The following is an 18,304-nucleotide window of genomic DNA, read 5'->3' on the forward strand; positions in this document are numbered from 1 at the left end:
GCGCCATCGAGCGACTTGTATTTCTCGCCAAAATTGATGCAGGCTTGGCTGAACTTGATGCGGGAGAAGGTATTCCGCATGACGAAATCAAGCGTCGGCTCGGGTTGTGACACAAATCAATTGGCCGCCTCAAGCACTCCGTGATATGGAACCCATCCGAACGTACATAGCTGAAGATTCCCCGCGCGTTGCGGAGTTTGTCGTGGGCCGGATCGTGAAGGCGGTTGAGCGACTAGAAGCGTTTCCGGAATCGGGTGCAAGGTGCCCGAACGCAATGATCCGTAGATTCGCGAAGTGATTGAGTCCCCGTATCGCATCGTATATCGAATGCGGGTAGGTGCGGTGGAGATCGCCACGGTTTTCCGCGCGTCCCGTCTCTTTCCTGGCCTCCGATAAACAGCAGCTCAACCGACAGCCAGTGGGGTACACATGAATGTCCGCAAAAAGTGTTAGAAGTGTGCCCCCGAGTTCTTCCGCGATCATGACCTACAGTTTAGGGAGCCTGGGTGCAATGCTGCGGGTCTAGCGTCCCGCCGTTGGGCCCGACGGCAGGCGCCGGACGAAAAGAAACGAGTCTTTTTGTCCGAGCCTTGGTGAGGAGTAGCTGGGAGATATTCTATTCCGACGGTCAGAAATGCGATCGTACAACTTCGGTCGCTGTTCGACACATGACATGATCCAGAACCCGCCGCTCCCTGATCGTGTGTGACGTTGAGGCTAACACGGGGATCTCTTTTCCCTGCTCAATGTTCTGCGGGACGTCATCTGGCCAGAATTGTTCTCTGCTGACTTCTCGGCCATTTTTATCCCGATAGACCAACTCATCGGTATCCAGATCGTACTCAGGTATTTCGGTCCGTTCCCATCGCTGGACAAAATATTGATAACACAAGGTATACAGCCCATGGTCGTTCGCGTTGTGCCGCAACACATATTCCGGCATTTCCTGAATATCCAGATCGGTATGGTAATGCTGCATCCAGAGATAGTCGCCCAGAATGACCAACTTCAGGAGCGGAGGATCTGAATAGAGTTTCAGTTTGACGGATTTTCCGACTCCCTGAAGCCGTTTGAGCAACTCAATACTCTGCCTGACTCCCGCTCGATATTTTTCAATCGACATCATCGGATCCGCAATCGCCCGGATACGGGCACTGGCGCCTTGACTAAAGGGGTTTACCAACATGATGTTGGCTCCCAGGCATTTATCCAACACGGTCGATAAGTCCCCTACCTGATCGCGCAACGTGTCATACCCGCTTGATCCGATGACCATAACCGTCCGGCCGCGCCCCTGGGTCTCCCGGAGCTTGCGAATCCCATCCTCAGCTCGCCGCGCCCGGTGGGGGAAAAATGACACGAAGCCCGCATCGATGGCCATTTTGGCCAGCTTCCGATCCTGCCAACTCCGTCTGATATAGGTCAGCACCACAATCAGTAATGCCGCCACGCCGATCTCCAAAGCCACGATCGACATCTTCTCCTTCTCCACCCTTGTCCAATAGTTCAGAAAACTTGTGGCCACGGTCGGAAGCGACATGGCAATCCCCGCACTCAGACACAAGACCACAATATGATAGCCAATCTCTGAGGCATGCTTGATACCCTCACGGATGTTGGCAACGATCTCTTTTACCATCACTCACTTACCTTTCTTTCTGTTCACGAGAGAACCACATCATGATTAATACACCGGATACCACGCATTCGGGTGTCGGTCCGACCCGACAACCGTTGCGACTCTATGCCTCAACTCCTGGATCCTTGTGGGATTGTTCCTGCTATCAGGAGACCATGGAGGGTTTGCACAAAAAAATCGTGTAAGTCCCTGTTTCATTCTCGAGGGGTCTGTCGCCCCGGAAAGAAGAGGTCTTACACGATACGCTTGACGGTATCACAGGGTTTTTATTCTGACAAGCTGGACATATGAAAGCCCGGCTTATTTTTTCATCTACGTCCACCCTTTCGTAATGATGAACATCACCGAGGTTTCCCGTCCCACGTACCGTGGCTGCGCTGTGGCTGTAACCAGTCACCGCCACTCCGCATTCACTATCTTTATTTGGTGGTATCAGATTGAAACGAACCAACGCCAGATAATCTATCGGAGCAACAGCGTCGGAACTTTAGCGGAACGCAACAAGTCGGAGGTTTTGCTGCCGAATACCAGGCTGCGAAGAAAAGAAGGGAAGAATGAAAAAAGGAAATTAATTGGGCGCGCCGTCCAGATCATTGAGGGGCGGAGAGTTCATCCTGGGCCACATGGCCACGCATGGACTTCTCCGTGATATTGTCTTGAATCTCCCGGGCGATGACCAGTGCCAGCTTGTCGACCGGAAGCGCACCCATCGGAAGGCCATCGGTTTCCGCATAGAAAGGATCGTCTGGCGAGGCGGTTCGATATATGTTTATCAAGATCATGGCGGGTTGAATGGTTGTGTCCTGTTCCCCTACGGTGATGGATTGCTCCTTGGGGACCACCCGGGTTCGCGTCGCCCAATCCCGATTAGAAATGTCGGCAAACGCAATGTTCCAGATTTTGCCATTCAGCAGACTCCTCACCGCCTTTGGAGTCTGTTCCTGAAAGTATGGCTCTCGCACAATCGTTTGCAGCGCTTCCCGCACCCGAATGTCATACAACTTGGTCGTGGAATCCGGTTGTGCCGGGGAAATTAATTTGGTGGAACCTGTTTCGTAATAGGATTGCCCTTCCAAACTGCTATGCCGGTCGGTGGTGGTTAAATAGGTACGAAATAAATTCTGAAGCAGATGTTCGCGTTCCTCTCCTGACATTTCCCCAATTTCTTGATTGGTCTTGATCGGAGCCTGCTTGAAGTCGCTGGGGAGCACTTTTGTCTGACGTTTCGGCGTGGTGTCGCTTTTGCTCACCACCCATTGAAATTCTCTCGCCAGGACCGGGACCAGTTGATCCGGATGATTGAGGTAGCCCTGTTCCTCGAGCGCGGAGGCGCTGATAAGAAGATTGACCTGATTGGGCTGTGAGATGCGGGCCACCAGTAATAAAAATTCTTTGCCTTCCCGATTGACCACCTTCGGTTCAAGGATGACTTTCTGCAGCGAATCTTTGACTAGGGCTTCTTGAAATCTGGCATAGTCAGTCCGATGTTCCATCATATAGTCAAACGCCTTCACGACGGTCTGGAGCGCCGCATCGAGTTTGGCTTGGACCTGGCTACCTTTTTCGTCCGTCCCGGCTCCCCCGGCAAGATAAACCTGAAACGGCGCACCCTCAATCGTATGCCCTACAGACTTTTCGGTTCCGGTCTCCGAGGCCACATGATGCTCCTCGGAACCTTTATGGCTGCCCATGGCCAAGGGAACGACCGCCACCATCCATACCAACCCAAGGATGAAACCCCTAAGACTGCTTGCCCGGGATCGCCCCTTAGCCTGGGGTCCGACCAGGTGAATCGGGGGTAAGCCATGTAAGAACCTTTGGCCCATTCTTGCCCTCCGATAGGAGCGTGAATCGAGGGGAGCTCCGGGAGATACTCTATCGTGATTCACTGCCTTCTCCTCCTTCTGTTATGGCTTGCATGGAATGACAGACCGACATTCAATTGATACTTTACACCCGCATGATCGGAATACGCATTTCTATCGCTCCCCAAAAGCGTGAGGAACCAATACGTATTTTGATTTAGCAGGATGGGAGACCCATTCCGCCTGGAGTAATCCAGGATGGTATCATCCTGTCAGGAACAGAGAGGACGTCTTTGGTCTTACCCTCGATCCATTTTGAAACTGGAATTCGCCTGCAACCACCTCAATCGGGATCGTCTTCATGCTTTGGCAAATCCTTGCTGCCCTTGTCGTGCTGATCCACTTCGCCTTCATTGTCTTTGTACTGTTCGGGGGAATCCTCACGATGTGGTGGCGCTGGCTCCCCTGGGTTCATCTACCTGCCGTACTTTGGGCGGCAGCCTTGGAGTTTGGCGGGTGGATCTGCCCTCTGACTCCACTGGAAAACCGGCTCCTTCAGGCCGGCGGTGACGCCGGATATGCTGGAGGATTTCTTGAGCATTATGCCCTTCCCGTCATTTACCCCCAAGGCCTCACACCGGAGATTCAAATGGTCTTGGGGTTCGTCGTCGTGTTTTTTACGCTTGCGACCTATGGGTTTGTGTGGTGGCGAAAAGCCTCAGGTATCTAGTTTTTCCCGGTCAACCCTCAGAGTTTACGTTGAACCATCCCCCATTCCACCGTCATATTTTTCTGGCCATACACGGTCTACATCAAATCCATTTTCGTTAACAGAAAATTTTAAAGTTATACATTATATTTTACTTTAACTTCATACCATGCATAAATGACATTTACCGCTACCACAAAAGGAAATACATACGTTAGTGATAAACCAAATTAATGCATTTCAAGGATTGCCTAATCATGAGGAATCACCAACTTTAACTTTCGTTCAAGAGGACCAGCAGCAAAGAACTTAAAGTTAATATTAACCCATTGCATTACATTTATTGGAGTCAAAATTGACCAACCTTCCCTGTCCTGTGAACCCTTGATTCCATGGCGTCACGCCCCTCCCCGCTATGCAGTCTGTTCGATGTGTGGCAGAAACTTTCCATTCCACGTCATGACGACACGGTCTTCTCCTTTGTCACCCTTAATCTTCTCGACGGTGAGCTTAAAATCAATCGCCGACATAATCCCATCACCGAACTGCTCGTGCATGATGTCCAGAATGGACTCCCCATAATGGGCGCAAACCTCAGTCATACGATAAACATGTGGCTCCTGCAGGACCGCCGGATCATAGGATCGCAGGGGAAACTCCCGCATGGCTTCAAGCAAATTCCCTGTGAGTCCCGGGACCAGCTTGACTAGCTTTACCTCAGTTTCCTTCTTGAGTTGCGCCTGCAATCGGAATAACTGGGCAACATAGACATTACACAGTCCAAGGTCTGCTGCTAGCTGGTCGTACGTCTTCCCTGAGGCCTTTTTCGCTGCAAGCAACTGGCCGACAAGTTCCTTTTTATTCATTTTCAACCTCTCCCCTTTTAAGTCTCCGAATGATTAATATTCCCATGATTCTCATTAAGTTGACTCTCCTCTGCCTCACGCCTGACAATACGTTAGGCGGTGAGTATGAACCTGTCAATCCGATATTCCCGTACCTTGAACGGCTTCCGGCAAATGCTGGAGAGGCATTGAATCCTTGCCGGGATTCCTCCCTGAAGGGGGACGCTCTCCAACAGCGGTTCAAGTAGTTTCCGCAGACCATTTCCCCTACCTTGAGATTGCCTGCTCACGTCTTAGGCAATTTATGGAATTATTCAACTCACATTCTCCTTTGCCACGTTATCTCTCCCTCCGCAAACTCCTAAACTGAAAAGACCTATATGAGGAAAAAAGAGCATAAAAACAGAATTTATACCACCCTGCCCCCTCCCTATTTGATCAAGGTTCTGATAGGTTAGGATCTTCCTTTTTTGGAGAACTCTATGGCAGCGCGCGTGGTCATAACCGGGCTCGGCATCGTGTCCCCAATTGGTGTCGGCATTCCTACTTTTTGGAAGTCAGCCCTTCATGGCAAATCAGGAATAACGGCGATCTCATCTTTTGGGGATTTCCCCATGGAATCGTATCGCTCCAGGGTTGCTGGCCAGATTTCCGATTTTCGCCTTCCGGATCCTTCGGAAGATAAATTCTCTTCCCGCGTGGACCGTTATGCACAATTTGCCCTCGCTGCCACGCGGGAAGCCATTCAGGATAGTGGGCTGGACCTTGAGAAGGAGCCGGCTGAACGGATGGGGGTGATGGCCGGTGTGGGCATGGGTGGCATGATGATGGGGGAACGTGAACTCACCACCCTCTATCAATCCCGTAAGCCACATCGCGTCCATCCGAACTTTATTCCGACCATTACGCTGAACTCCGCCTCGGGGATTCTGGCATTAGCCTTTGGGGCAAAGGGACCTAACCTCACAATTTCCACCGCCTGCTCCTCCAGCATTCATTCTATCGGACAAGCCCTGCAGACCATTCGCCTGAACCAGGCCGATGTCGTCATTGCCTCAGGAGCGGACGCCAGCATTACCCCGTTGGTATTTGCGGGCTTTTGCTCATTACGGGCCTTGTCCACCAAATATAATGACCACCCCGATCAGGCTTCGAGGCCATTCGATCGAGGACGGGACGGTTTTGTGATGGGGGAAGGGGCCGGCACCCTGATCCTGGAATCGCTTCGCCATGCAACCCGTCGGAAGGCGAAAATATATGCGGAGCTGGTCGGGTATGCCGCCACCAACGAGGCGTACCATATGGTGATTCCCAGGGAGGATGGCTCGGATATTGCGCGAACCGTCAGTCTGGCTTTGAAAGATGCTGGGGTTTCGCCCTCCCAGGTGGACTATGTCAATGCCCATGCGACATCCACCGTGGTCGGGGACGATGTGGAGGTCAAAGGGTTGCGGGCGGTGTTCGGCAAACGCCTGAATACCATCATGATCAATGCCACCAAATCGCTCATTGGCCATACACTGGGAGCCGCAGGAGCGGTCGGTACAATTGTCTCGGCCTTATCCATTCAAGCTGGTATAATCCACCCCACGGTGAACTATGATGATCCGGACCCCCATTGTGCGTTGCCGGGACTTTCTACTAAGGTACAAAAAAAATCCGTTCGGGTGGGCTTGGTGAATGCCTTCGGATTCGGGAGTAACAATGCGGTCCTGGTCTTAAAAAAGTTTTCATGAAATCCTCCTTAAACAAATCCCCTAAACTCAGTCAGCAGGTGTACCACACCCTTGGGAAATACCTTCAACGCGATCCGAAAGATCTGCATCCGGAGGATTCGCTCCGTGATGATTTAGGGTTGGACTCGCTGCAAACCATCGAATTAGTCTATGAAGTCGAATCGGCGTTTGACCTTCAAATACCGGATGAGGATTTTGGGCGATTAACGACCATCGGTGCGGTCATTCTTTACCTGGATGAACGTACACAGGCTACAGGGACGACACCATCAGGGCCTCAAGCCACCCCATTAGCAAAGGCCTCTCGCCCGACTCCACTTGTTAAAAAAACCAAAAGCCGTCCTTCTTCAAAAAAATCTCGCACATGACGATATCGCCTTCCCCACTAACCGTGAATATTCCTCTTCAGGAAATAGCCCAAGCCATTCACGCCACCATTCATGGATCATCTGAGATTCTGATATCCGGGCTCTCCCATCTTGAGGGAGCCTCCTGCGGAGATGTCTCATTTGTCCTGAAGCCTGGGTTTCAGAAAACGGCACGTCAGTCACAGGCTGCAGCCTTCATTGTGACAGAACTGATTCCCGACGATCCTCGACCGCAATTAATTGTCCCGAATCCGCTGGTCGCCGTCACCACCTTGGCGCAGAAATTTTTTCTCCCCCCTCTTCCACCACGTGGCATTCACCCCACGGCTGTATCTGGACTCGATGTGCGCATTGGCCCGGATGTCTCAATTGGCGCCCTCGTCACTATTGGAGACCGCGTGTTCATCGGCTCCGGGGTCACCATCCATCCCGGGGTGCATATTGGCGACGATGCCAGTATCGGGGATGAGTGCATCCTCTACCCCCATGTCTCGTTGCTGACCAGGTGTGTCATCGGCAATCGAGTCATTGTACACAGCGGCACCGTCATCGGGAGCGATGGGTTCGGCTATGTGCAACATGAAGGCCGTCATCACAAAATTCCGCAATTGGGTCATGTGATCATTGAAGATGACGTTGAACTCGGAGCCAATGTGACCGTGGATCGGGCAACATTTGGCAGCACCGTGATTAAGCGGGGAACAAAGATCGACAACCAGGTGCAGATCGCCCATAACGTGGTGATCGGGGAAGACTGTATTCTCGTCGCACAAGTGGGGATTGCCGGCAGTACGGTCTTAGGCCGCCACGTTATGGTGGGTGGCCAGGCCGGCCTTGTGGATCACGTCACCATCGGTGATCAGGTAAAAATTGCGGCAGGCTCTGGAGTAACAAATGACGTGAAATCCGGTCAGGTTGTGGGTGGGCGACCGGCAGTCGAACATGGCATCTGGCGACGGTCACAGGTCATTCAATACCAACTTCCCGAATTACGTAAGGAACTGCGGGCTCTTCAAAAGCAGGTCAAACATCTAGAATCGCTTCTCACGGTCCAATCTGCATCCAAGCCAGAACGGGTCAAGAGTCCTTCCCCCTCCAAGCCCTGATCCGGTATAGCAGAGCCAGAACTCAACAACAGTCAGGGCTTCATTTCTTTTTGCGTTCCGGCAGCAACACCACCCCTTTCCAAAAAAACAACTTTGCCCAGAAATAGCCTGCCCAGGGCAAGGCAAATGCGGCGACCGGCTCCATAAAACCCGTGGTCACGGCTAATCCGGAAAGAGCAAAAAACATCACGATCCCCAGAAGATACCAGAGTGGAACGAATCCCCGACCTCGATGCTCAATATCATGCTCGGTGATGGCCTTCTTTGCCTTACGGACCGACCGTTGGCTATAGGCTTTCATGCGATTGGCAAAATGTCCTGGAAACTCCCGCAAAAGATACTGTTGGTATTTCGTTTGAACGATTCCCACAAGAACTCCGGCTATGATGAGTGCCGAGCTGTAGGTAAACGTTTCCCATCCATACGTTCCTGCCCAGAATTGAAAGCCTAAGGCGATCACTCCGACGACGATCGAAACCAACCCCAACAAACTGGCAGGAAGCAAAATATTGGTCCGGACAAACTCCTGGGCTTTATCCGTTTCGTCCTCATGACGTTTCGCCGTGATCATTTTTGGCATAGGTTTGTCTCCACAAAGGGTCTAGTCAGAAGATGAGGCTCTTGCCTCAGGATTCGTCTCATCCAACCCATCTTCTTCCGCATCGGGAATGCGATAGCGCTCACTCAACCATCCATCCAAATCCAATAATTGGCATCGCTTTGAACAAAATGGTCGAAAGGCATTTCCTTCCCATTGCTCCACGTTACCGCACATCGGACATTTCGCGGTCATTTCGTTCCTCCCGAGGGAGCCTTGAAAACAAGTGTTGCACCCTTGGGGATGCGTTTAGCGATTAGTTCAGGCCCGCACCCACCAGCGATGGATTACGCCTACAGGAACAGCAGATGGATGGAATACAATGTTAAACATGAAATTGGGCTTCATACAAACCGGCGTACAAGCCCCCTCTCGCTAGTAAGGTTGCATGATCGCCTTCCTCAACAATCTGTCCATATTCAAACACGACAATTCGATCCACCGCTTGCAGAGTCGACAGCCGATGGGCCACGATAAACGTCGTCCGTCCGCGCATGAGCTCATCCATGGCAATTCGAATTTCGACTTCCGTTTCCGTGTCAATATTCGAGGTGGCTTCATCCATGACCACAATGGGTGGATCTTTGAGCAACACCCGGGCAATGGCGATACGCTGTTTTTGCCCAACCGACAATTTCACTCCACGCTCCCCGATCCAGGTGTCATATCCGTCAGGAAGCGCTTGAATAAATTCATGCGCTTGCGCAGCCCGCGCCACGGCTTCGATTCGATCGTGTGGCGCCGACAAATCTCCATACGCAAGATTGGCCCGCACCGTCCCATTAAACAAAAATGGCTCCTGCTGAACAAAGCCGATTTGTTCACGAAGGTAGAATAATGGGAGGTGACGAATATCATATCCATCCAACTCAATCGCACCCTCCCCCACATCGTAATACCGGAAGAGAAGTTTCATGAGCGTGCTTTTTCCCACACCGCTTGGCCCGACTAACGCCACATGCTCCCCCGGCTCCACCACCAGTGATAGATGTTGATAGACCGGTCTTCCGGACCGATAAGAAAATGCCATATCCTTCCATTCGACTTTACCCGACAACCTGGATTGAGCCGGACGAAGCTGCCCATGGTCGGGAACAGCCGGCTCCGCATCTAAGATGTCGAACACCCGTTCACTGGCAGCCAGGGCATGCTGCAATAAATGATTGACGGAATGAATTTGATTGACCGGGGTATAAAACAATACGAGGTATGATAAAAACATGACCAACTCACCAGTGGAAAGACGACCGGCTACCACTTCGCCCGCCCCATACCACACAATCAAGATGGTTCCCAGACTTCCGATGAAAATCATTCCCGGAGAATAAATCGCCCATAAATACATCGCTTTCAGATTTGCTTGACTGTAGTGATGACTCATGTCCTGAAAACGGGTCTGCTCGTAGGGTTGCCGATTGAATCCCATGGTTTCCCGAATCCCCGACAGGGAATCCTGCAGATAACCATTGAGCTCAGCGGCCTGCTGGCGGATATCGTGATAATACCGATGGACCCGGCGGGTAAACGCCACGCCTCCGATGATGAGTATCGGAATCGGGAGGAGAACGAGAAGGGCCATTTTCCAGTTCAGCATAAATAAAATAGTGGTAATGCCGACCAGGGTCAACGTAGCAGTCAACATGCCCTCAAGCCCGTCAATGAAAATTCGTTGCACGTGTTCCGTATCGTTCACGACACGCGACATGATTTCACCCGTCGATCGATTTTCATAATACGTTAACGACAACCGTTGCAGAGCGGCAAACACCTGTTGTCGAAGTCGATGCACCACCCTTTGCTCTAGCGTGTTATTAAAGCGGATGCGGAGGGAATTACAGAGATTCTTCAGTCCATAGGCCAGGAGTAATCCAACGAGCACCCAGGTCAGCCTATCCATATTTTTTGCCGGGATGACGTCATCAATGACAACTTTGATGAGCCATGGGGGGAGCAGTTCCAATGCCGTTGTCACACCGGCAAAGAAGAAGGTGACGCACACGAGCCCCCGATACGGGGCCAGGTAGGACAGAACTCTCAGGAGGGATTTCACAGGACGTTTAGAAACCTTTTTCGTCGACAGATGGCGTGATCCTCAGGGGAATCATGGAATCACGGAAACACTCTCGTGGAATGGATGAGCAGAAAACGCTCGACGGTCAGCTCTTTCAAGCAGGGATTAAATCACCGGGGCGGATTCTTCGCGCCAATAGGCATCAAACTCTTCCAACTGGGTCAGGGTCGACATGTCGGCCATGCGATCAATGAACAATTTTCCGATGAGGTGGTCCATTTCATGCTGGATGCACACCGCATAGAGTCCGTTCGCTTCGAAGTCCTGGAGCACCCCCTGTCGGTCATAGGCCTGCACACGGATCATCGACGGCCGGACCACCTTGCCTCGCATATTATCAATACTGAGGCATCCTTCCCACATTTCACTTTGGGAGGGGCTATAAAACACAATTTTCGGATTAATGAGGACGGTCTTCGGAATACCATCCTTCCCCTCACATTCCATCACGATAATCTGTTCCGAATGTGCGACCTGCGGGGCGGCTAAGCCAATTCCCTCATAATGCACCATCGTTTCGAACATATCATCAAGGAACTCCTGGATTCGTCGACTCCCGATTGATGCGGGATCGACTGGTTTGGCCTGTTGCCGGAGAACCGGGTTGCCGATTTTTGCTATAGGTAATACTGCCATGCACCTTACTCCTTTTTCCGACCTTCTACGTCTTTCGTCTTATGAAATTGCACGCTTTCAACCACCGTCCGGCGCGGCCCTGGATTCTCGTTCGGTTAATCAGGAATCGCGGTTAACTCACATTCAAGTCTGCCGGTGGTCGAGGGGGATGTGTGGATGACGGTGTCTCGCCGAATCGTTCCTGATTCTCTTCCAACCAGGACCACCATTCGTTCATCCATTCCTTCCTGTCTTCAGGTGTGGAAGCTTCCCAATCATGGATTGAACCGCTGAATCGGGTGAGAATCCAGAAAGAATCCCGCGCCGTGATTGACACATATTGCTCTGGATCTGAAATGGCACTGATAATAAAAGGCAGCACTTCCTTTCGATGTACCCTCCGTGATTCAAACACTGCCGTATTCCGAATCGTCGAATTGGGGTCTTTCACCATCACCTCTATGGCTGGAATAACCTGGTTGGGATCCATTCGTGTCGCCACACGCAATGCATGGGACCTGATCCGGGATTCTTCATCCGAATTCATGGCGACCTCCAGTAAGCCCTGGACCGCAGAGGGATCATTGATCATCGACAGCGTTTCCACCGCATTGAACCGGACTCTGGACACCGGCACCTTGAGCGCTTTCACTAAATACGGGATGGAATGTTTCCCAAAATAGACAAACTCTCCGATGGCCCAGAATTCCTGACGGCCCTCAAGCAACGGAATAAGTGCTTCCAGACGCTCCTCATCCTGGGTCGTTAAGATTTCAGGGGGTAGCGTGGCCTCGACCCCCCTTGATTCTGTCGGGGGAGGAGGCTCATAGGGCATTTGCGTCAGATAGCCAGAGAAATGACTTGCTCCGGGTTCCTCCGCCCCCAGCGGAGCGCCGGCCAGGAAAAAGGCCACGACCATCCAACATATTGTTTTTGACGAAATTATCATTCGCTGCATCATGGACTTCCCTTTCGTAAATCCTCGCATATGAAACGTAGCAATCATGCAGTTTAGTAGCAGATGGCTAAAAGGGTCAAGCCAAACCTAGTGCACTTTCAGCTCCGTCCATGCTCGATCATAATAACGAATGGCCTCCTGGACATCTTCTAACCACTCCATCCGTGTCAGCATATCACTTGGCGGGTACACCGCCGTATTCGTGCGAATGTCTGCCGGGAGACGATCCCGAACATGTCGATTGGCCGAGGCAAATAATAGTCGCTGCGATGTGGCCAGCGCCACCTCTTCATCTAAAAGATAATTGATAAAATCCATCGCGAGCGCTGGTTGACGAGAGCTAGCCAATATCGCCAGACAATCCGTCCACATCATCCCTCCTTCTTGAGGGAGGGCATACCGGATTGACGGGTGCTCACGCATCGCCCTGGCGATGGGCCCGCCCCAGGCATGCGCTAACACCACTTCCCCGGCCACGAGGAGTTGGTCAAACTGTTCACTCGTGTAGGCCTTGATCAATGGCTTTTGCCTCATCAATTTCTGCTTCGCCTGTTGAATGGCCTGGGAATCGACACTATTGAGCGAGTAGCCTAATGTCTGAAGCGCCACCCCAAAGACTTCCCGTTCATCGTTGAGCATACTGATTCGACCGGAAAATTTCGGATCCCATAAGGCCTCCCAACTGGTTGGGGGTTCCGTCACCACTTCTGAATTATACCCCATTCCAACCGTGCCCCATAAATAGGGAATGGCAAACCGGTTAGTGGGATCAAACGAGAGCTGTTGGAGGTGAGGCTCTAGATCTTGCACATGAGGAATTTTTGCAAGATCCAACTCAGCCAGCAATCCCAATCGTCCCATGATGCCGGCCATAAAATCAGATGGCACCACCACATCATACCCGGTCATGCCGGTCTGCACTTTGGCTAATAACTCTTCATTGCTACTAAAGGTGTCCACTACCACGCGAACCCCCCGGGTCGCTTCGAATTTGGCCACCACCCCCGCATCCACATAGTCCGACCACGTAAAATAATAAAGAGTCTGGCGTTGAGAAGATGGTGATTCCGAGGATGTGGAAGATTCCGAACATCCTCCTGCCACCAAGAGAATCAAGAGTCCCAGCCACTGACACCACCTGTTCATAACTTGCAGCCCTTCATAAATACGAAGATTCAGACGAAGCCGGTGCGGACCGCTCCTGAAGGAACCACGACAACCCCACGCACAGCATGGAGACCACCACCATGACCGCCGACAAGGCATTCACTTCTGGCGTCATCCCTGTTCTGATCATCGAAAACACTTTGAGTGGTAGTGTAGTTGAACCGGGACCGGCGACAAAAAATGTCACCACAAAGTCATCCAACGATACGGTAAACCCTAACAGGCCTGCCCCCCAAATTGCCGGGCGTAACAAGGGAAGCGTAATGCGGGTGAGCACATCCCATGACGTCGCACCCAAATCACGCGCCGCGTCCTCCCATGCCGGGTCCAGCTTACGAAGACGGGCCCTGACAATGACGATGGTCAACGGGAGGTTGAAGACCATATGTCCGATAATAATGGTACCAAACCCCAGATGGACCTGACACAAGACAAACACCATCAATAAGGCCACACCCAATAAAATTTCCGGTATGACCAGTGGTAGCAACAGGATCATGTTGACCCACGCTCTCTGCACCCCTTGACGGGTTTCCAGACCTATGGCTGTCCCTACTCCAAGAATAAGGGCCAATCCGGTTGATATTATTGCAATCACCACACTATTGACCGTCGCTTCGAGAATGGCCCGGTCCATGGCCAGCTTTTCGTACCACTGAAACGTGAACCCCTTCCACGCCACTCCCATCGTGGAGGCATTAAAGGACAGGCCGATCAGGATGACCACCGGCAGATATAGAAAGAGCATGACCAGCAGACTCATGAGGATGAAACTGCTTGGCATCCGCTTCATGACGGATCCTTTCCAACTGACGTCCGGGCCAGCAAAAACCAAACAAGCAGAACGCTTCCCATCAGCCCGAATGAGAGCGCCGATCCAAACGGCCAGTCGCGGGCGACCAGAAATTCTTGCTGGATGAAGGTCCCCAGCATCATGTTTTGTCCTCCACCCAGTAAATAGGGCGTAATAAAGGCTCCAAGGGAAGGAATAAAGACCAATACTCCCCCGGCCAGAAAACCTGGGGCACTGAGAGGGAGGAGCACATGTCGAAACATCGCGCCCATGGACGCATATAAATCAAACGCCGCGTCTTCTAATTGGGGAGAGATGCGTTCTATGGCCGCCACCAGAGGAAGCACCATAAAGGGCAGATAGCCATAGACCAGTCCCACAAATACCGACACATCGGTAAATAATAAGGAAAGCGGCTCATCCAGCAATCCCACCCTGATCAACAGACTATTCAGAATACCGTCCGCCCGAAAGATCAGCACCCACGCATAGGTGCGAACCAAAAAATTTGTCCAAAATGGAATCATCACAAGGGTCAGCAAGATAAGTTGCCAGGGCCGTGAAGCCCTGGCCAGACAATAAGCTAAGGGAAACGCCACAACCCCACAAACCAAAGTCGTCAATCCCGCCAGGAGAAGAGACCGGAAAAATATTACTCCCACGAGCGGATCAAACACACGTTGATAATTTTCCCAGGTCGCGATCCAGGAAATTCCACCATACAATCCACGGCTCGCCAGACTCACTCCAAAGACCAATACCAGCGGGAGAAAAAAAAACAGGCCCAAAAAGAGGCCTGCCGATACGAGGGACAGCTTGACAGGAAATGCGGAAGATGTGGGAAATCGATTGGTCAGCATGGAGGAGATTGAGCGGGCAAGACCAATCCCTCGTGGGCCCACCATTGCACGTACACCTGTTGACCAACAGTCAATGGACAGGCCTGTGCTTCAGCAATTGGCACGCGAGCCACCCAGATCGCCTCGTCCCGAAGCCGAACATGGTACACCACTTCATTCCCGGAAAAGGCCACTTGGTGCACTATCGCCTGAAGCCTATTGTCATATCGATTGGCGGACATGTCAGAGGACACATGCACGCGTTCGGGGCGAACCATGACCGTGACGGCCCCCTGCGGAGGATCATGTGGGGAACACCTGACCATGACGGGTGACAAGACATTTTGTTCAACCCGACACAACCCACCGTCACAGCTGGCAATGGTGCCCGACAACACATTGGAAAGCCCGATAAACTGAGCCACAGTCGAAGATACCGGGTGATCATAGATCTCCTGAGGCGTTCCCACCTGCAACAACTTCCCGCCGTGCATGACCGCGATTCGATCCGAGAGCATGAGGGCTTCATCCTGCTGATGGGTCACGCAAATAAATGTCGCCTTCACCTCACGCTGCAACCGCTTCAGTTCTCCCTGCATCTCCTGGCGTAGCTGCTGATCCAAAGCGGCCAAGGGCTCATCCAACAACAGGACGACTGGACGATTCACTAAGGCTCGTGCAAGCGCCACCCGTTGTTGCTCCCCTCCGGACAATTGCCCTGGAAGTCGCTTCTCCTTTCCTTGCAAACGAACCAGAGCCAACATGTGACTCACCGCCTTTTGAATATTGGCCTGGCGTTCTCCTTTCATGTGTAAGCCGAAGGCCACATTCTCAAACACGGACAGATGCGGGAAGAGCGCATAGTGCTGAAACACCATATTTACGGGTCGCTTATGAGGGGGATCCAAGGTGACAACCCGTTGCTGAATGATAATGTCCCCTTGATCCGGCCGATCTAATCCGGCGATTAACCGAAGAATTGTGGTTTTCCCGGACCCACTCGGTCCCAATATGGAAAAAAATTCTCCGTTTTGAATCGACAATGACACATGATCCACCGCCCTCATGAGACCATGAGTTTTGATGACCTTATCGAGGCCTACGCTTTCATTCACGAGCCAGAAATCCCTTCCAGGAGGATTGGATAAGTCGCCAGGGTGACGATTCTAGGAAGGGAGGAAAATGGAAGTCAATGAAGGGATACCGGCATCAGTATGCCAAAGGCAAACCGACGAAGGCGCGTGGGGTAACCAGACGGCTATGGAGGATGGTCGGAAAACCGTTTAGGCCTTTAAGACACTCATACGCATCAGAGATTAGAAGACCGCTTCTTAAACCGTCGGGCCTGGGTCACGGAGTGCCTGCATTAATGCCTCAAGGCCAGACGATGGGCATATTCTATTAGCTCATCCTCCTAAATGGAGAACGGCATCCAGGCAAGTGCCCAGACCTTGATAAAGGAGAAGATTGGAAATGGATCTTTCGACGATATGTTGACCTGTTTTAATCGATATGCTCCATCTCCTTTGGGAAAGGAGCGCTCCTTTCAGCCAACTCATATTCGGGAACTTCATTCATTAGTCCTGCCCCTTTTCACGCCCCGCATTTTTTATCCGGGATACCCTTGGCTCCAATGCGCCCTTTATGACGTCGGTCCCTGTGGAAGGCCTGAAGATTCCATCTGATCTTGCTCGAAAGCCACCACGTCATCAACCGAATCATAGATGGGGACGATCTTCGGAAAATTGACAAATGCTAACATTTCACGGACCGCCGGCTTTGGGTTGACCATACTGAGCCGGATTTGCTTCCGACTGAGATGATGATAGGTGAGAAATAATTTGCCTAAGGCACGACTATTCAGTGTGGGCAGGGTTCCCATATCCAGAATGATATGTTTTCCCTGTATTTCCTGCACTTGCAAAACAGCCGCCTCTAAAGCAGGTTCGGCAGACCCATCAAAGGATGTCCCGAAGGTAATAACATGCATATCGTGAATGGAAGTCGGTTGAGTATGCATCATAGACATCATAGTTCGATAATTTCCATTTCGGCTTTGCTATTCCGCAACTTAAGAAAATCTCGATTCTCTTTCTCAGGGGATCAGGCAACGGATCGGACTTCAGGATTTTCCTGCATAATCGGGATAATGGTGGCTAAACCCGCCAGATCCAAAAGTGCCTCAACAGAGGGCTTTGGATTGATCACCGTCAAAGCCATACCTTTCCTTCGAAGCGAATGGTAAAGCAACAACAATCTTCCAATGCCTGCACTATCCATTGAGGATACTCGTGAAAAATCCATTACGACGTGATGGCAAGATCGTCCTTCTCCCGCCGCCAACGCCGTTTCCACTGGGACACGTCCAAATTTATCGAACCGTCCAGAAAGCATCAAGATTCTTGTTTCGTTTTCCCACCGTGCTCGTACCAACATGCATCTGTTCCTCCTTTACTGTCTCTCACACATTATGGCCTTGAATGGCGAATACTTCGCTAACCTTCAAGTCAGATAAACAGCAACAGATGTGCCACGCTTCTCCCTTGGGATATTCTGACCTCCGCATGACCCATATCAGAAATTCCCTCAAAAAACAGGTGTGTATAGAACAGGGAATGGCACGAGGCTTTCGACCTCATAGAAACGGACAAGCAGACCTTACCCAATGGGTAAAAATGTTCTATGGAAATTTTAACGGCCAGGGCAATTCACTGCCCCCCACACTACTACACAGTGGAAAAAAAGGGGGGGAGGACAACACAGGAAAGAAAGGTGATGACGGGACCAGGGGCAATCCGGGATAAGGTGATAAGCCTGAGGGATACCTGCTTGACCGCTTCTTCTTTAAACTCATACGCCAATAGATTCTTGGTCATAACGTTCCATCTCATGCTTTAATTTAAATTATAGGAGTGTCTACCGATTCGGAAGAAGATCAAACACAAATGTTTCATTAATCCCTAAGACCCATAAAACGCAAAAGCCCGAACTCACTAGGATTCAGGTCCTTTCAAAGCAACCAATTATACTGTCCTCCCAATTTGCCTGAATGTCG

General features: G+C 51.4%; 21 protein-coding genes. 6 read left to right on the forward strand and 15 right to left on the reverse strand.

The window, feature by feature from the left end; all coding sequences use genetic code 11:
- Positions 1 to 628 precede the first annotated feature (628 nt).
- Complete coding sequence (locus tag AAH187_RS15435; RefSeq protein ID WP_342349363.1) at positions 629 to 1,639, reverse strand: hypothetical protein; 1,011 nt, start codon at positions 1,637 to 1,639, stop codon at positions 629 to 631.
- A gap of 41 nt (positions 1,640 to 1,680) precedes the next feature.
- Here AAH187_RS15435 and AAH187_RS15440 point away from each other — a divergent pair, with 41 nt between their 5' ends.
- The gene (locus AAH187_RS15440) at positions 1,681 to 1,824 is read left to right on the forward strand and encodes a hypothetical protein (RefSeq protein WP_342349364.1); all 144 of its coding nucleotides are present in this window, start codon (positions 1,681 to 1,683) and stop codon (positions 1,822 to 1,824) included.
- A gap of 405 nt (positions 1,825 to 2,229) precedes the next feature.
- Here the strand turns inward: AAH187_RS15440 and AAH187_RS15445 are convergent, their stop codons facing one another.
- Positions 2,230 to 3,465, reverse strand: coding sequence for a hypothetical protein (locus AAH187_RS15445; RefSeq protein WP_342349365.1), 1,236 nt, complete (start codon positions 3,463 to 3,465; stop codon positions 2,230 to 2,232).
- Between the two features lie 340 nt (positions 3,466 to 3,805).
- Between AAH187_RS15445 and AAH187_RS15450 the strand changes: the two genes are divergently transcribed.
- Positions 3,806 to 4,174 (forward strand): DUF2784 domain-containing protein, encoded by a 369-nt coding sequence (locus AAH187_RS15450; RefSeq protein WP_342349366.1) that lies wholly within the window; start codon positions 3,806 to 3,808, stop codon positions 4,172 to 4,174.
- A gap of 392 nt (positions 4,175 to 4,566) precedes the next feature.
- Here the strand turns inward: AAH187_RS15450 and cynS are convergent, their stop codons facing one another.
- Complete coding sequence (cynS, locus tag AAH187_RS15455) at positions 4,567 to 5,019, reverse strand: cyanase (protein ID WP_342349367.1); 453 nt, start codon at positions 5,017 to 5,019, stop codon at positions 4,567 to 4,569.
- A 44-nt stretch (positions 5,020 to 5,063) separates the two neighbouring features.
- Between cynS and AAH187_RS15460 the strand changes: the two genes are divergently transcribed.
- The 4 genes from AAH187_RS15460 to lpxD all read left to right on the forward strand — a co-directional run bounded on the left by AAH187_RS15460 (position 5,064) and on the right by lpxD (position 8,208).
- Complete coding sequence (locus AAH187_RS15460) at positions 5,064 to 5,246, forward strand: hypothetical protein (RefSeq protein WP_342349368.1); 183 nt, start codon at positions 5,064 to 5,066, stop codon at positions 5,244 to 5,246.
- Between the two features lie 234 nt (positions 5,247 to 5,480).
- Positions 5,481 to 6,734 (forward strand): beta-ketoacyl-ACP synthase II, encoded by a 1,254-nt coding sequence (fabF, locus tag AAH187_RS15465; RefSeq protein ID WP_342349369.1) that lies wholly within the window; start codon positions 5,481 to 5,483, stop codon positions 6,732 to 6,734.
- Positions 6,731 to 7,102, forward strand: coding sequence for an acyl carrier protein (locus AAH187_RS15470; protein ID WP_342349370.1), 372 nt, complete (start codon positions 6,731 to 6,733; stop codon positions 7,100 to 7,102). Before fabF ends, AAH187_RS15470 begins: the two co-directional genes overlap by 4 nt.
- A complete protein-coding gene (gene lpxD, locus AAH187_RS15475) occupies positions 7,099 to 8,208 on the forward strand; it encodes a UDP-3-O-(3-hydroxymyristoyl)glucosamine N-acyltransferase (RefSeq protein WP_342349371.1) in 1,110 nt (369 codons plus the stop codon). The genes AAH187_RS15470 and lpxD overlap by 4 nt, the downstream gene beginning before the upstream one ends.
- Positions 8,209 to 8,248: 40 nt before the next feature.
- On the opposite strand, the gene AAH187_RS15480 is transcribed toward lpxD, so the two are convergent.
- From AAH187_RS15480 to AAH187_RS15535, 12 genes are all read right to left on the reverse strand, one after another.
- Positions 8,249 to 8,788 (reverse strand): hypothetical protein, encoded by a 540-nt coding sequence (locus tag AAH187_RS15480; RefSeq protein WP_342349372.1) that lies wholly within the window; start codon positions 8,786 to 8,788, stop codon positions 8,249 to 8,251.
- Between the two features lie 21 nt (positions 8,789 to 8,809).
- Positions 8,810 to 9,001 carry a DNA gyrase inhibitor YacG gene (gene yacG, locus AAH187_RS15485; protein ID WP_342349373.1) on the reverse strand — a complete coding sequence of 64 codons (192 nt, stop codon included), beginning with the start codon at positions 8,999 to 9,001 and terminating at the stop codon, positions 8,810 to 8,812.
- 130 nt (positions 9,002 to 9,131) lie between these two features.
- A complete protein-coding gene (locus tag AAH187_RS15490) occupies positions 9,132 to 10,856 on the reverse strand; it encodes an ABC transporter ATP-binding protein (protein WP_342349374.1) in 1,725 nt (574 codons plus the stop codon).
- 126 nt (positions 10,857 to 10,982) lie between these two features.
- The gene (def, locus tag AAH187_RS15495; protein WP_342349375.1) at positions 10,983 to 11,513 is read right to left on the reverse strand and encodes a peptide deformylase; all 531 of its coding nucleotides are present in this window, start codon (positions 11,511 to 11,513) and stop codon (positions 10,983 to 10,985) included.
- Positions 11,514 to 11,625: 112 nt separating this feature from the next.
- Positions 11,626 to 12,441 (reverse strand): HEAT repeat domain-containing protein, encoded by an 816-nt coding sequence (locus tag AAH187_RS15500; RefSeq protein WP_342349376.1) that lies wholly within the window; start codon positions 12,439 to 12,441, stop codon positions 11,626 to 11,628.
- A 96-nt stretch (positions 12,442 to 12,537) separates the two neighbouring features.
- Positions 12,538 to 13,596 carry a spermidine/putrescine ABC transporter substrate-binding protein gene (locus AAH187_RS15505; protein ID WP_342349377.1) on the reverse strand — a complete coding sequence of 353 codons (1,059 nt, stop codon included), beginning with the start codon at positions 13,594 to 13,596 and terminating at the stop codon, positions 12,538 to 12,540.
- Between the two features lie 13 nt (positions 13,597 to 13,609).
- The gene (locus AAH187_RS15510) at positions 13,610 to 14,410 is read right to left on the reverse strand and encodes an ABC transporter permease (protein ID WP_342349378.1); all 801 of its coding nucleotides are present in this window, start codon (positions 14,408 to 14,410) and stop codon (positions 13,610 to 13,612) included.
- Complete coding sequence (locus AAH187_RS15515; RefSeq protein ID WP_342349379.1) at positions 14,407 to 15,315, reverse strand: ABC transporter permease; 909 nt, start codon at positions 15,313 to 15,315, stop codon at positions 14,407 to 14,409. The genes AAH187_RS15510 and AAH187_RS15515 overlap by 4 nt, the downstream gene beginning before the upstream one ends.
- Positions 15,264 to 16,364, reverse strand: a complete 1,101-nt coding sequence (locus AAH187_RS15520; RefSeq protein WP_342349380.1) for an ABC transporter ATP-binding protein — start codon at positions 16,362 to 16,364, stop codon at positions 15,264 to 15,266. The genes AAH187_RS15515 and AAH187_RS15520 overlap by 52 nt, the downstream gene beginning before the upstream one ends.
- Before the next feature lie 527 nt (positions 16,365 to 16,891).
- Positions 16,892 to 17,281 carry an STAS domain-containing protein gene (locus tag AAH187_RS15525; RefSeq protein ID WP_342349381.1) on the reverse strand — a complete coding sequence of 130 codons (390 nt, stop codon included), beginning with the start codon at positions 17,279 to 17,281 and terminating at the stop codon, positions 16,892 to 16,894.
- 71 nt (positions 17,282 to 17,352) lie between these two features.
- On the reverse strand, positions 17,353 to 17,685 hold the full coding sequence (locus AAH187_RS15530) for an STAS domain-containing protein (RefSeq protein WP_342349382.1): 333 nt from the start codon (positions 17,683 to 17,685) through the stop codon (positions 17,353 to 17,355).
- A gap of 290 nt (positions 17,686 to 17,975) precedes the next feature.
- Positions 17,976 to 18,125, reverse strand: a complete 150-nt coding sequence (locus AAH187_RS15535) for a hypothetical protein (protein ID WP_342349383.1) — start codon at positions 18,123 to 18,125, stop codon at positions 17,976 to 17,978.
- Positions 18,126 to 18,304: the final 179 nt, after the last annotated feature.

The organism is uncultured Nitrospira sp., from assembly GCA_902500695.1.
GTDB lineage: Bacteria > Nitrospirota > Nitrospiria > Nitrospirales > UBA8639 > Nitrospira_E.

What these genes read in the sequence shown, in the direction of transcription:
- AAH187_RS15470 (WP_342349370.1), top strand. Translation starts at nt 6,731, where the DNA reads ATGAAATCCTCCTTAAACAAATCCCCTAAACTCAGTCAGCAGGTGTAC.
- fabF (WP_342349369.1), top strand. Translation starts at nt 5,481, where the DNA reads ATGGCAGCGCGCGTGGTCATAACCGGGCTCGGCATCGTGTCCCCAATT.
- yacG (WP_342349373.1), bottom strand. Translation starts at nt 9,001, where the DNA reads ATGACCGCGAAATGTCCGATGTGCGGTAACGTGGAGCAATGGGAAGGA.
- AAH187_RS15460 (WP_342349368.1), top strand. Translation starts at nt 5,064, where the DNA reads ATGATTCTCATTAAGTTGACTCTCCTCTGCCTCACGCCTGACAATACG.
- AAH187_RS15435 (WP_342349363.1), bottom strand. Translation starts at nt 1,639, where the DNA reads ATGGTAAAAGAGATCGTTGCCAACATCCGTGAGGGTATCAAGCATGCC.
- AAH187_RS15450 (WP_342349366.1), top strand. Translation starts at nt 3,806, where the DNA reads ATGCTTTGGCAAATCCTTGCTGCCCTTGTCGTGCTGATCCACTTCGCC.
- AAH187_RS15445 (WP_342349365.1), bottom strand. Translation starts at nt 3,465, where the DNA reads ATGGGCCAAAGGTTCTTACATGGCTTACCCCCGATTCACCTGGTCGGA.
- AAH187_RS15515 (WP_342349379.1), bottom strand. Translation starts at nt 15,315, where the DNA reads ATGGTGGGCCCACGAGGGATTGGTCTTGCCCGCTCAATCTCCTCCATG.
- cynS (WP_342349367.1), bottom strand. Translation starts at nt 5,019, where the DNA reads ATGAATAAAAAGGAACTTGTCGGCCAGTTGCTTGCAGCGAAAAAGGCC.
- AAH187_RS15505 (WP_342349377.1), bottom strand. Translation starts at nt 13,596, where the DNA reads ATGAACAGGTGGTGTCAGTGGCTGGGACTCTTGATTCTCTTGGTGGCA.
- AAH187_RS15525 (WP_342349381.1), bottom strand. Translation starts at nt 17,281, where the DNA reads ATGATGTCTATGATGCATACTCAACCGACTTCCATTCACGATATGCAT.
- AAH187_RS15510 (WP_342349378.1), bottom strand. Translation starts at nt 14,410, where the DNA reads ATGAAGCGGATGCCAAGCAGTTTCATCCTCATGAGTCTGCTGGTCATG.
- AAH187_RS15480 (WP_342349372.1), bottom strand. Translation starts at nt 8,788, where the DNA reads ATGCCAAAAATGATCACGGCGAAACGTCATGAGGACGAAACGGATAAA.
- AAH187_RS15535 (WP_342349383.1), bottom strand. Translation starts at nt 18,125, where the DNA reads ATGACCAAGAATCTATTGGCGTATGAGTTTAAAGAAGAAGCGGTCAAG.
- AAH187_RS15500 (WP_342349376.1), bottom strand. Translation starts at nt 12,441, where the DNA reads ATGATAATTTCGTCAAAAACAATATGTTGGATGGTCGTGGCCTTTTTC.
- AAH187_RS15530 (WP_342349382.1), bottom strand. Translation starts at nt 17,685, where the DNA reads ATGTTGGTACGAGCACGGTGGGAAAACGAAACAAGAATCTTGATGCTT.
- lpxD (WP_342349371.1), top strand. Translation starts at nt 7,099, where the DNA reads ATGACGATATCGCCTTCCCCACTAACCGTGAATATTCCTCTTCAGGAA.
- AAH187_RS15440 (WP_342349364.1), top strand. Translation starts at nt 1,681, where the DNA reads ATGATTAATACACCGGATACCACGCATTCGGGTGTCGGTCCGACCCGA.
- def (WP_342349375.1), bottom strand. Translation starts at nt 11,513, where the DNA reads ATGGCAGTATTACCTATAGCAAAAATCGGCAACCCGGTTCTCCGGCAA.